The sequence below is a fragment of the Streptomyces sp. cg35 genome, from assembly GCF_050410835.1.
Lineage (GTDB): Bacteria > Actinomycetota > Actinomycetes > Streptomycetales > Streptomycetaceae > Streptomyces.
The window spans coordinates 4909148-4921541 of sequence record NZ_CP191268.1 but is presented as its reverse complement, the minus strand read 5'-3'; the positions used below and the strand labels follow the sequence as shown (position 1 = coordinate 4921541).

Below are 12394 nucleotides of genomic sequence, written 5' to 3'. Positions count from 1 at the left end.
GTGTTCTCCACCTATCGACAGCTGTTCACCGAGCCGCGCGTCCGTCCCCTCATGGTGATCGGCCTGCTGGCCAAGATGCCGGGACTCGGCATCTCCTCGGTGCTGATCCTGCACACCGTCGGCAACCTGGACCGCGGATTCGCCGCGGGCAGTCTGGTCGCCGCGGTCTGGACGGCGGGTGCCGGTCTCGGCGCGCCCCTTCAGGGCCGCGGACTCGACCGGCACGGCCTGCGCCGGCTGCTCGGCCTGCTGGTCCTCGCGCAGGCCCTGTTCTGGGGGCTCGCCCATCTCCTGCCGTACCCGGCGCTGCTGGTCACGGCCTTCTTCGGCGGGCTGACCACGCTGCCCGCCTTCACCGTGATCCGGCTCGCCCTGGCCGGCCTGGTCACCGAGGAGAACCGGCACACCGCCTACGCGGTCGAGGCGATGACCACCGACATCGCCTACATGGCCGGACCCTCCATCGGCATCCTGCTCGCCTCGATGGCCTCCGCCACGGTGGCGTTCCTCGTGATGGGCGCGCTGCTCTTCCTGGCGGGCTGCGCCTACCTGTGGCTCAACCCGCCGCTGCAGCAGGCCCGTCCCGCCGACGGACCGAAGCCCGCCGCGCGCCACTGGCTGTCGGCCCGCATGGTGTGCGCGCTCGGCGTCACCGTCGCCTCCTCGGTCGCCGTGGTCGGCTTCGAGGTGGCCGCGGTCGGCACGCTCCAGCGGCACGGCCAGCTCGCCTGGAGCTGGCTGCTGCTGGTCCTCGCAGGCGTCGCCTCCGTGGCCGGCGGCTTCCTCTACGGCGCGCTGCGCCGTCCGCCCTCGGTCTTCATGGTGACCGCGGCCCTCGGCCTGCTGTGCCTGCCGATCGGTCTGGCGTCCCAGTGGTACTGGCTGTGCCTGATCGCCGTCCCGGCCAACCTGTTCGTCGCCCCGGCGCTGTCGGCGAGCGCGAGCGCGGTGAGCCGGCTGGCGCCCGACGACAGCAAGGGCGTGGCGATGGGCACCTATGCCAGCGCCCTCCTCATCGGCAACGTGATCGGCTCGCCGCTGGCCGGCACCTTCCTGGACCACGGCGGCCCCGTCGCCGCGTTCACCGCCGTCGGCGTGGCCACCGCCGGTCTCACGGCCCTCGCGTGGCTGTGCGACAGCCGTCTGCACGCCCGGCAGGCCCGGACCGACGCCGCCGCCGTACCGGCCGACACACTCCAGACCTCGGGAGTCCCGCAGTGAAGATCGCGATCATCGACGGTTACTCCACCGGCAGCCTGCTCGTGGACAAGCTCCGGCAGCGGGGCGTGGAGTGCGTGCACCTGCGCAGCCAGGAGATACCCCCGGCCCGGCTGCAGCCGTCCTTCGTCCCCGGCTCCTACACCCACGACCTCGGTCACTTCGCCGACCGGGCCGACGCGGTCCGGGCCCTGAAGGAGGCGCGCGTCGACCGGGTGGTCGCCGGCGCGGAGTGCGGGGTCGTGCTCGCCGACACCCTCGCCCACGAACTGGGCCTGCCCGGGAACGAGTTCACGGGCGTCGAGGCCCGGCGGGACAAGTACGCCATGGCCGAGCGCCTGGCCGCCGCCGGCCTGGCCGCCCCGACGAGCCTGCGCGCCACCGACCCGGAGACGGCCGTCGACTGGGCGCGGGCCGCCGGAACCACCGTCGTCGTCAAGCCCGCCGCCAGCGCCGGCACCGACAACGTGCACATCTGCTCCACCGCCGCCGAGGTGCGCGCCGCGGTCACCGCGGTCCTGTCCGGCGTCGACTACTTCGGCAATCCGAATCCGTCGGCCGTCGTGCAGAAGTACCTGGTCGGCACCGAGTACATCGTGAACACCGTCGCGGTGGACGGCGTACAGAAGGTCTCCGACGTCTGGCTGTCGGAGAAGACCGCGGGCCCCGACGGCGCGCCGCTCTACGACCACCAGCAGCCGTTGCCGATGCACGACCCGCGCGTGCCCGAGCTCGTCGACTACGTGGTGTCCGCCGTCGCCGCCCTGGGCATCACCGACGGCGCCGCGCACAGCGAGGTGATGCTCACCGCCGACGGCCCCGTGCTGATCGAGACGGGCGCGCGGCTCATGGGCGCCGTGCTGCCCGACGTCCTGGAGCGGTACTCCGGCACCTCGCACGTCGAGCTGCTGGCGCTCGCGCTCACCGACCCGGCGGCCTTCCACGCCTTCCGCGATCACGACGTGCGCTGGAGCCGGACCGTACGCAACGTCTGGCTGATCAACGACCGTGCGGGCACCTCCGGCGCCTGGCACGACCGCTTCACCGCCCTGCCGTCCTACGACCGGCTGGTGACGGGCGTCCGCGAAGGCGCCGAGGTGCGGCGCACCGTCGACATGGCCAGCTCACCCGGTTTCGTCTCCCTGGTCGCGGACCGCGCGGCCGACCTCGACCGTGACCAGGCCGCGATCCGCGCCATGGAGGCGGCGGGTCTGTACACGGACCGGTAGCAGGACCGGCCGGAGCCGCGCTGTAAGCCGGCTTGAACCGCGCTTGAGAAGCGCCTCCTACCGTCCCCACTCAGTGACGCCCTCGGCCCGAGGCCGACTGTGGCCGCTCGTTCCCGCCCGAACCCTCTGTGTCCCGGTTCGAAGATTGGATGTGTTTTTCTGGTGCTGATCAGCCGCAATGAAGGCAGCCGCTCGTGGCGCGAGGTCAGGGCGTCCTGCGCCGGCGTCGCCCGTGAGCTGCGGGCCCGCGGAGTCGACGGCTCCCACCGCGTCCTGCTGTCGGCCACGAACTCCACCGCCTCGGTGCTGACCACGTTCGCCCTGATGGAACTGGGCGTCTCCGTCGGCCTCGTGGACCGCGGAGTCACGCCCAACCAGTTCGCCCGCCTGGTCGAGGAGGCGAACGCCGACTTCTTCGTGTCCGACCACGAGGCGGAACAGGCCGCCTTCACCAGGCTCGACGCGACCTGGATCCCCCTGAAGGCGCTGGACGACGCGGCGGCGCACCCCACGGACGAGGTCAGCGAGCTGTCCTTCGACCGCTGGGCCGGGCGCGCCGACGCGCTGATCGTGTGGACGTCCGGCAGCCTCGGCCGCCCCAAGGGCGTGGTCCGCTCCGGCGGTTCGGTGCTGGCCAACGTCCAGCGCACCCAGGACCGCATGCGGTACACCGAGGACGACGTCCTGCTGCCGCTGCTGCCCTTCACCCACCAGTACGGCCTGTCCATCCTGCTGCTGTGGTGGCAGGCGAAGGCCTCCCTGGTGCTGCTGCCGAGCCGGCGCACCGACCTCGCCCTGGAGGCCGTCGTCGACCTGGGCGTCACCGTCGTGGACTCCGTGCCCGCCGTGTACGAGGGCGTGCTGCGGCTGCTGGACCGGGGCCGGACCAGCACCAGCCTGCTGGAGTCGGTGCGCATGTGGTGCGTCGGCGGGGAACCGCTCCAGGACGACCTGCAACGCCGCTTCACCGAGACGCTCGGCAAGCCCCTGCTCGACGGCTACGGCAGCTCCGAGGCCGGCAACATCGCCCTGGCCTCGGCCGACAACCCGTACCACTGCGGCCGCGCGCTCGACGGCATCACCGTGACCGTCGTCGACGACGAGGGCCGCCCGCTGCCCGCCGGAGAGGTCGGCGAGGTCGTCGTCCACACGCCGGACCTGATGGTCGGCATGCTGGAGCCGGGCGGCCGGGTGCGCGAGCACCAGCGCACCGTCCACCGCACCCAGGACCTCGGCCGGCTCGACGAGGACGGGAACCTGCGGGTCCTCGGCCGCAAGGCCGCCGTGCACCGTTTCGGCAACACGCTCTACCCGGACGCCATCACCGCCAAGGCCAGCGAGTGCGGCCGCCCGGTGCGGGTGGTGCCCGTGGAGAACGGCCGCTTCGGCACCGACCTCGTCTTCGTCGTCGCCGACCCGGAGGGGCAGCCGGCCGCCCACTGGCGGCGCGTCTTCGCCGGACTGGTCGCCGAGTACGAACAGCCCAACAAGGTGCTGGTGGTACCCGAGTTCCCCGAGCACACCAACGGCAAGGCCAACCTGACCGCGCTGCGCTACATGGCGCAGGCCGCACTGCGCAAGGGCGCCGAGCAGCCCGGGGAGAAGGCGAAGGAGGCCGCGTCCACCGGCCCGGCGATCCCCTTCGCCGACCGCATCACCGTGCTGCAGGACGTGGCCCGGCTGCTGAGCGAGCGCCGCGCGGAGGTGCTCAACATCCTCACCGAGGTCTCCCACCACCGTACGGCCGCGGACGAGATCGACGCCTCGATCGAGGCCCTGGAGGGTGCTGTCGCCGAGGTGTCCCGGCACAGTCCGCCCGCGGCCCGCCAGATCGCCGTGCTCATGCCGTCGAACATCCCGTTGTACGGCTACATCCTCTACGTCGTCATCCCCAGCCTGTACGGGCAGCGCATCGTCTTCCGGCCCTCGCGGATGATCGACGCGCAGACCCGCGCCCTGCACAAACTGCTCTCCACGGTCCACAGCCTGCCGCTCGAACTCGACGGCAGCGGGCAGCGCGAGTTCCTGGACAACGTCGGCAAGAAGTCCGACGTCCTGGTCTTCACCGGGTCCTACGAGAACGCCGAGCAGATCCGTGAACAGCTGCCCCGCGAGACCGTGTTCTGCTTCTTCGGACAGGGCATCAACCCGTTCGTGGTGGGCACCGACGCCGACCTGAACCGGGCGGTGGACGGTCTGATCCGGGTCCGCATGCTGAACTCCGGGCAGGACTGCTTCGGCCCGGACGTCGCCTTCGTCCACACCTCGGTGAGCGCGCAGTTCTGCAATCTGCTCACCCGCCGCGTCGAGGCCCTGCGCCACGGGAGCCCGCACGACGCCACCGCCGACTACAGCGGCATGTTCTACGAAGAGGCCTTCGACGCCACCCTGAACTACCTGCGCGAGAAGCGGGAGTTCGTCGCCGCCGGCGGCCGGATCGACTTCGTCGACCGCCATGTGCGGCCCACCGTGCTGATCCACCCGACGGACAGCCAGTTCCTGCCCCCGGAGATGTTCGCCCCGGTCTTCAACGTGGTGCCCTTCTCCTCCGCGGAGGAGCTCGCCGAGCTGCTGCGCCACCCGTACTACGCGGAACGCGCCATGGCCGCCTCGGTGTTCGGTTCCCTGCCGGGCATCGTCGAGTCCCTGCGCGAGCGCCACATGGTGAGCGTCGACGAGACGCTGATCGAGATCGAGGACGGCAACAAGCCGTTCGGCGGCCGCGGCATCCGCGCCAACTACGTCTGTGTGGACCGCAAACGGCACGCGGAACCACTGCTGCTGTCGAAGGCCGTCGCCGACCACCTCCCGGGAAAGTCATGAGCACCAGCAACGCACCCACCGCGGCCGCCGCCTGGGCGACCGCCGCATCCGTCCTGACCGCCTCCGGTGTCCGCACCGTCTTCGGCCTGCCCGGCGACGACATGTACGCCCTCCAGGCCGCGCACGACGCCGAGATCCGCTTCGTGCTCTGCCGCGACCAGCGCAACGCCGTGTTCGCCGCGACCGGGTACGCCATCCAGTCCGGCGAACCGGGCGTCGCCGTGGTCGGCAAGGGCCCCGCGGTCACCAACACCGTCACGGGCCTGCTCGAGGCCGCCGCCTCCGCGGCCCCGCTGCTGCTGCTCGCGGGCGGCACCGGCGCGCAGCACCGCGGCAGCGGCGCCTTCCAGGAGCTCGACCAGCTCGCGGTCGTCGCCCCGCTGGTGAAGTACGCGGCCCGCGTCGACCATCCCGACCGGCTGGTGCCGACCTTGCAGCGGGCCCTGCTGATCGCCCGGCACGAGCGCGGCCCGGTCTATGTGGAACTGCCCGAGCAGCTGCTCGCCGAGGCCACCGCCGCTACCCCCGAGGCCCTGGCCGCGCCGGCCGTCGCGGAGACGGCCCACGAGGTCGCCGCTCCCGTCGGCTCCGCCGCGCTGGACGCCCTGCGCACCGCCCGTCGCCCGGTGCTGGTGGTCGGCGGCGGTATGCGGCACGCCAACACCGACGGTGCGGTGGAGCGGCTGGCCGAGCGGCTCGGCGCCGCGATCGTCAGCACCGCCTCCGGCCGGGGCGCCGTCGACGAGGACCACCCGCACTTCTGCGGTCTGACCGGCCTGTACACCCCCGAGGCGGCGGCCGGGCTGTGGGCCGAGGCCGACTGCGTGGTGGCGCTCGGCAGCCGTCTGGAGGAGACGGCCACCTTCCAGTGGCCACAGGCCGTCGGGCGCGGGATCCCGGTCGTCCAGGTCAACATGGCGGCCGCCGACTTCGCGACCGCGTTCCAGGGCCCGAAGGTGCTGGCCGACGCCGGGCCGACCGTCCGGTCCTGGCTGGACCGGCTGCCCGAGCGGCCGGACGGCGGCCACTGGGCGCGCGCCGTGCACACCGAACTCGGCTCCGGGCACCGCGAGTTGCTGGCCGAACTGGCCGGCTCCCCGCAGCTGCACATCGCCGAGGTGCTGCGCGCCCTCGACGAGGAGCTGCCCGCCGATCGCATCCTGGTGCAGGAGAACGGCCTGCAGGACATGTGGTCGTACCAGTACCCGCTCTACTCCTGTGCGGCGGGCGCCGGATCCGTCGTGCCGTCGGAGCAGACCTCGCTGGGCTTCGGCGCCGCGGCCGCGCTCGGCGTCAAGCTCGCCGCACCCGGGCGGCCGGTCGTCGCCTTCGTCGGCGACGGCGCCTTCGCCATGGCCGGCGCCGACCTGCCCACCGCGGTCGCCCACAGCGGAGGCCTGCTCTACGTCGTGCTGCGCAACGGCGGCTACGGCTGGCTGCAGGTCCAGCTCGACCAGCGGCCGGAGCCGCTCGGCGACCACGCCTTCGTCGACCCCGAGACCGTCCGCGCCGAGGCGCCGGCCCTGCCGGGACTGCATCAGGTGACCGTGCGGGACAAGGCGTCCCTGGCCGGGGACGTGGCACGGGCCTGGGAGAAGTGCGCGGCCGGCGAGGTCGTCGTCCTCAACGTGCCGGTGCGCCTGGCCGACGCGATGTTCGGCGCCGACGTGGCCGGCGGGGACTTCCCCGTACTGCCGGGCGGTGAGTGAGCATGCCCGCCCACCGCAGGGTCGTCATCACCGGCTGGGGTGCCGTCACCCCCCTCGGCCTGAGCGTCGAGGAGACCTGGTCCGCGCTGATCGCCGGACGCAGCGGCATCGCGCCACTCACCGGGGTCGACACGACGGACCTCGCCACCCGCTTCGGCGGCGAGGTCAAGGGCTTCGATCCGTCCCGCCACCTCAAGCCCCCGCAGGCCCGCCGCATGGACCCGTACGCCCAGTACGCCTACGCGGCGGCCGCCGAGGCCGTGCAGCAGGCGCGCCTGGACCTGGACGAGGAGCAGGGGCAGCGCGCCGGGGTGCTGATCGGCAGCGGCTACGGCCCGATGTCCGCGCACGCCCGGCACTTCGCCGGCCTCGACGCCCACGGCCCGCGGCGGGTCAGCCCGTTCGCCCAGATCACCGGCGCCATGGACAGCGCCGCCTGCGAGATCAGCTTCCGGTACGGGATCACCGGCCCGACCCGCGCTCTGAGCACCGCCTGCGCCTCCGGCGCCGACGCCATCGGCGAGGCGGCCCGCTGGATCCGGCACGGCACCGTCGACGTGGCCGTCGCGGGCGGCGCCGAGCACATCCTCACCCGGCTCGACCTGGCCTCCAGCGGCAACGCCCGCGCCCTGTCGACCCGCAACGACGCCCCGCAGGAGGCCTCCCGCCCCTTCGACGCCGACCGGGACGGGTTCGTGATGAGTGCCGGTGCCGGAGTTCTGGTCCTGGAGTCCGAGGAGCGCGCCCTGGCCCGCGGCGCGACGATCCTCGCCGAGGTCGCCGGCTACGCCGCGACCTCCGACGCCCACCACTGGACCGCTCCCCACCCCGAGGGCCGTGGCGCCCGGACGGCGATGACCGCCGCTCTCGCCGACGCCGGCCTGACCCCCGCCGACGTCGACTACGTCAACGCCCACGGCACCTCCACCCAGGCCAACGACGCCGGTGAGACAGCGGCGATCCGGGCCGTCCTCGGCGAGCACGCCGAGCGGATCCCGATCAGCTCCACGAAGTCGATGACCGGGCACATGATCGGGGCCGCGGGCGCCGTCGAGGCCATCGTCGCCGGCCTCGCCGTCCGGCACGGAGTGGTGCCGCCGACGGTCAACTGCCACCGTCCCGTCGACCCGGACCTGAACTTCGTCCCGCACACCGCGCAGAAGCACCGCGTCGACGTGGCGATGAGCAACTCCTTCGGTTTCGGCGGGCACAACGCCGTTCTCGTCCTGCGTGCCTGGGAGGCCCACAGTGAGCACTGACGACACGACGCTGCCCGCCTACGGAATGCCGTTGCGCGCGCTGGCCAACGGCGAGGTGGACGCCGACGGCCATCTGCGCCGCAACCCCGCCGAGCTGCCGTGGAACCTGTTCCGCGTGCAGGGCCCGCTCGACGCCGGCCGCCTCGCCACGGCGGTCGAGCAGGTCACTCTCGCCACGGACGTCCTGCACCTGCGGCTGCGCTCCACTCCGGGCGGGCCGCGGCTGGTGCGCCGGGCGCCCGCCGCCCTGAAACTGGAGACCGTCGAGGTGACGGCCGCCGTGACCGACGGACGGCTCAGCGCGGAGGCGGCCGCCGTCCTCGCGCCGGTCTTCTTCGACAAGCCCGACCTGCGCCACGACCCCGTCGGCCGGATCCTCCTCGTGCGGGGTGACGACGGCGAGCAGCTGCTCGCGTTCGCCTTCGACCACTCCGTCCTGGACGGCTGGGCCCTCGGTCTGCTCACCCGGGCCGTCGCCACCGCCTACCGCAGCGGCGGCCACAGCCCGCGCGGGCGCGGCTTCGCCGACTTCGTGACCGGCCTGCCCGACGAGCGGACCCGCGAGGAGAGCCTGGCCCGCTGGCAGGACCTGCTCGCCCCCCACCCGCTGCCCGACCCGCCGCTGGGGCTGCCCGGCGCCGCCCAGGAGCCGCCCGCGTCCTACGTGAGCGACGGCCACTTCGACGGGCCGCTGCCCGAGCGGCTGGCCGCCGACCTGACCGCGGCCGCCGCCGGCACCGGACTGAGCCGCGCCGAGCTGCTGTTCGCCGCGACCGCCCTGGCCGCCGAGCTGTGGGCCGCGGGATCGCAGCCGCTGCTCAGCCTCCGGCACGGGCACACCCGCCCGGAGGACGTGCTGGTCATCGGCCCTCTCGTCGAACCCTGCGTCCTGCTGCCGCCGGACCCCGCGCCCCCGACCGTCGGAGCCTGGCTGGCCGCGCACAGCCGGACCAACGCCGCGCTGCCGCCCACGTACGGCCGCTCGATCCGTGAGGTCGCCCCGCTCGCGCCCCGCAACATCGGCGTGAACGTGCTGCCGCCCGCGCGGCCGCTGCCCCTCGGGCCCGGCGCCAGGGCGACGACCGCCTCGCGCACGTTCCTCGCCCCGCTGTGGCCGGACCAGCCGCCCGCCGAACCGTCGACCGCGGCGATCTGGCTGAACTACTACATGGACCGCCCGGACCGCGTCGAGGTGACGCTCAGCCACGACACACGCGTCGTACCGAGCCCCGGGCCGCTCCTCGACACCGTCCTCGCCGTGGTCGCCGCCGCCGCGCACGAACCGGACCTGCCCGTGGCGGATCTGCGCGCCCGCGCCGGGGACGGTGCCCCGTGACGGGCCTGCTGGCCGGCCGGACGATCCTGGTCACCGGCGTCCTCACCGACCGCTCCATCGCCTTCCACGTGGCACGGGCCGCGCAGGAGCAGGGCGCACGGGTCGTGCTGACCGGATACGGCCGCGTCTCCCTGGTCGAGCGCATCGCCCGCCGGCTGCCGGAGCCCGCCCCGGTGATCGAGCTGGACGTCACCGACGACAGGCAGCTGGCCACGCTCGCGGATCGGCTGCGCGCCCATACCGACCGCATCGACGGCGTCCTGCACGCCGTGGCCTTCGCACCGCCCGGTGCGCTCGGCGGCGGCTTCCTGACCGCTCCCCGGCAGGACGCGGCCCGCGCCTTCGACGTCTCCGCGCTCTCCCTCCAGGCGCTGACCCGCGCGCTGCTCCCGCTCATGGCGCCGGGCGCGTCGGTGGTCGGCCTGGACTTCGACGCCCGTCAGGTGTGGGCGGGCTACGACTGGATGGGCGTGGCCAAGGCGGGGCTGGAGGCCTGCGCCCGGTATCTCGCCGCCTACCTCGGCGAGCAGGGGATCCGGGTCAATCTCGTCGCGGCCGGGCCGCTGCGCACCCTCGCCGGACGGGCCACCTACGACGAGGCCACCGATCCGGCCGAGGCCGAGGCCGACTGGGACCGGCGGGCGCCGCTGGGCTGGCGGTCCGACGACTGCACGCCGGTGGCGAAGGCCTGTGTGGCCCTCCTGTCGGACTGGTTCCCGGCCACCACCGGGGAGATCCTGCACGTCGACGGCGGGGCGCACGCCATCGGGGACGGAGGGGTCCGTGCACGACACGCGCGCTGAAGTCCCGTCCTCTGTAGGCCCGTTCGAGGTCACCGCCGAGGCGATCGCCGAGTTCGCCGACGCGATCGGCGACCCGCATCCCGCGTACCGCAGCGCGGCGGCGGCCCAGGCGCTGGGCCACCCCGGCGTGATCGCCCCGCCCACCTTCACCGTGCGGCTGGCGGCCGGAGCCGAAGCGGCCGTGCTCGCCCGGCGCCCGCTCGGCCACGACTACACGTCGGCCCTCCACCTCGCGCAGGACTACCGTCACGACCGCCCCGTCCGGGGCGGTGACATCCTCACTGCCCACGGCAGGCTCGTCGAGGCGCGGCAGGCGATGGGCGGCGCCCTGGCGACGGTGGAGGTGGAGATCCGCGACGTGGACGGCACCCGCGTCACGACGTCCACCGCCCGGATCCTCTCCCGCGAACCGCTGCCCGCGCCGACGCCCTACGAGGAACTCGCCGAGCTGATCGGGCGGGACGACTTCGTCTGCCTGGGCGGCAAGGCGGCCCTGCGCCGTGGGGCGGTCTCCCACCGTCACTGCGGCGCTCTGGGCACCTCGGCGGGCGTCCGCGACACTCTGGACGCACTGAGCGGGTTCCTGGAGTCGTTCGCACCGGACGGGCGGCGCCTCGCCTCCTTCGTAGCCACCTTCGACCCGCTGCCGGACACCACGGAGCACACCTTCGAAGCGGCCGTATGGCGTCATCTTCAGGCCCTGCACGACGCGGACGGCCCCCACTCGTGGAGCGAGCACTACGACGCCGACCCCGCCTCCCCCCGTTTCGCCTTCTCCGTGGGCGGCCACCCCCTCTTCGTGGTGGGCCTGCACCCCGGTGCGTCCCGCCCGAGCCGCCGCTCCGCCCGGCCGGCCCTGGTGTTCAACTCGCATCTGCAGTTCAACGCCATGGGGCGCACCTTCTTCCGGATGCGCAAGAAGATCAGGGAGCGTGACCTGGCCCTGCACGGCTCGGTCAACCCGAGCCTGCTCACGTACCGGGACGAGGCACGGCACTACAGCGGGCGGCTGACCGAACCGGAGTGGACCTGCCCCTTCAGCGGACAGCCCGAGGAGCGCGGCCAGTTCCAGGAACGCCGGCCGTCCCCGGAGCCGGCCCCCGGCGCCGGCTAGATCCCCCGCCCCAGCAGCCGCCCCGCGATCTCCATCCCGTCGGCCGAGATCTCCCGCCCGTCCTCGACGTCCCACAGCGCGTTCTGCAGCACCCGCCCCAGCGTCCACGCCCGGGCCCGCTCCCGGTCCAGGCCCAGCACCTGCGTCATCGCGTCGAACCGCCACCGCACCTCGTCCGCCTCGAAGCGGTTGTCGAGCGCGGGCCACAGGTCGAAGCCCGGGTCCCCGGCCAGCGGCTTCGGGTCGATGGCGAGCCACGGCTCCCGCTCGCTCGCCAGCACGTTCTCGAAGTGCAGGTCCCAGTGCAGCAGCCGGTCCCCGGCCTCGTCCGCGACCTCGCGCACCGCCGCCGCGCAGGACGCCACGATCCCCCGCCGCACCGGATCGGCGATCCTCGGCAGCGCCCCCGGCACGTCCGCCAGCATCCGCGCCGCGATGTCCGCCAGGGTGCGCATCCCCTGCGGCGCGGGCCCGGCCGTGAGCCGTGCGAGCAGCTCGGCGATGACGAGGACGGCCTTGCGGGAGTCCTCCACGACGCTCAGCATCCGCCCGGAGTCGAGCCGTTCGAGCAGCATCGTGCCGGTCCCGGCGTCATGGTCGAGGAGCCGGACCGCGCCGTCCCCGCCCCACTCACGCAGCGCGACCGGCTCGCCCTCGGTCTCCTCGTCGAGGACCTGGAACTTCACCGCCGCGGGCACCCCGTCCGACCGCCGCACCACGGGCAGCACCAGCGCGGCCATCCCGTGCATGGCGGCGCCGTCGACCCGCAGGTCCCACCGCTCGACGAACTCCTCGATCCGGGCGGGCAGCGCCGCGATGAACGCGCGGCCGGCCTCCCCCGCGTACTCGTACTGCGACTCCACCAATCCGTCCGGAATGTCGATCACGTGCGCGACCCTACCG

General features: G+C 73.8%; 9 protein-coding genes. 8 read left to right on the top strand and 1 reads right to left on the bottom strand.

The genetic code is table 11. The annotated features are described in order from the left end of the window. The 8 genes from ACQUQD_RS22435 (at position 1) to gntA (ending at position 11491) form a co-directional block, all read left to right on the top strand. Complete coding sequence (locus ACQUQD_RS22435; RefSeq protein WP_428953915.1) at positions 1 to 1221, top strand: MFS transporter; 1221 nt, start codon at positions 1 to 3, stop codon at positions 1219 to 1221. Further along, the gene (locus tag ACQUQD_RS22430; protein ID WP_428953914.1) at positions 1218 to 2447 is read left to right on the top strand and encodes an ATP-grasp domain-containing protein; all 1230 of its coding nucleotides are present in this window, start codon (positions 1218 to 1220) and stop codon (positions 2445 to 2447) included. The genes ACQUQD_RS22435 and ACQUQD_RS22430 overlap by 4 nt, the downstream gene beginning before the upstream one ends. 162 nt (positions 2448 to 2609) lie before the next feature. Beyond that, complete coding sequence (locus ACQUQD_RS22425) at positions 2610 to 5270, top strand: aldehyde dehydrogenase family protein (protein ID WP_428953913.1); 2661 nt, start codon at positions 2610 to 2612, stop codon at positions 5268 to 5270. Then, positions 5267 to 6979: a thiamine pyrophosphate-binding protein gene (locus ACQUQD_RS22420; RefSeq protein ID WP_428953912.1), complete on the top strand. Its 1713-nt coding sequence runs from the start codon at positions 5267 to 5269 to the stop codon at positions 6977 to 6979. The genes ACQUQD_RS22425 and ACQUQD_RS22420 overlap by 4 nt, the downstream gene beginning before the upstream one ends. A gap of 2 nt (positions 6980 to 6981) precedes the next feature. Continuing rightward, positions 6982 to 8238: a beta-ketoacyl-ACP synthase II gene (fabF, locus tag ACQUQD_RS22415; protein WP_428953911.1), complete on the top strand. Its 1257-nt coding sequence runs from the start codon at positions 6982 to 6984 to the stop codon at positions 8236 to 8238. After that, positions 8228 to 9574, top strand: coding sequence for a condensation domain-containing protein (locus tag ACQUQD_RS22410; RefSeq protein ID WP_428953910.1), 1347 nt, complete (start codon positions 8228 to 8230; stop codon positions 9572 to 9574). The genes fabF and ACQUQD_RS22410 overlap by 11 nt, the downstream gene beginning before the upstream one ends. Then, positions 9571 to 10377 (top strand): enoyl-ACP reductase FabI, encoded by an 807-nt coding sequence (fabI, locus tag ACQUQD_RS22405; protein WP_428953909.1) that lies wholly within the window; start codon positions 9571 to 9573, stop codon positions 10375 to 10377. Before ACQUQD_RS22410 ends, fabI begins: the two co-directional genes overlap by 4 nt. After that, a complete protein-coding gene (gene gntA, locus ACQUQD_RS22400; RefSeq protein WP_428953908.1) occupies positions 10358 to 11491 on the top strand; it encodes a guanitoxin biosynthesis heme-dependent pre-guanitoxin N-hydroxylase GntA in 1134 nt (377 codons plus the stop codon). The genes fabI and gntA overlap by 20 nt, the downstream gene beginning before the upstream one ends. On the opposite strand, the gene ACQUQD_RS22395 is transcribed toward gntA, so the two are convergent. Continuing rightward, positions 11488 to 12378, bottom strand: a complete 891-nt coding sequence (locus ACQUQD_RS22395; protein WP_428953907.1) for an aminoglycoside phosphotransferase family protein — start codon at positions 12376 to 12378, stop codon at positions 11488 to 11490. The genes gntA and ACQUQD_RS22395 overlap by 4 nt on opposite strands. Positions 12379 to 12394 lie beyond the last annotated feature (16 nt).

Excerpts from the sequence above, each read along its gene's own strand:
- ACQUQD_RS22420 (WP_428953912.1), top strand. The coding sequence starts at position 5,267 with ATGAGCACCAGCAACGCACCCACCGCGGCCGCCGCCTGGGCGACCGCC.
- fabF (WP_428953911.1), top strand. The coding sequence starts at position 6,982 with ATGCCCGCCCACCGCAGGGTCGTCATCACCGGCTGGGGTGCCGTCACC.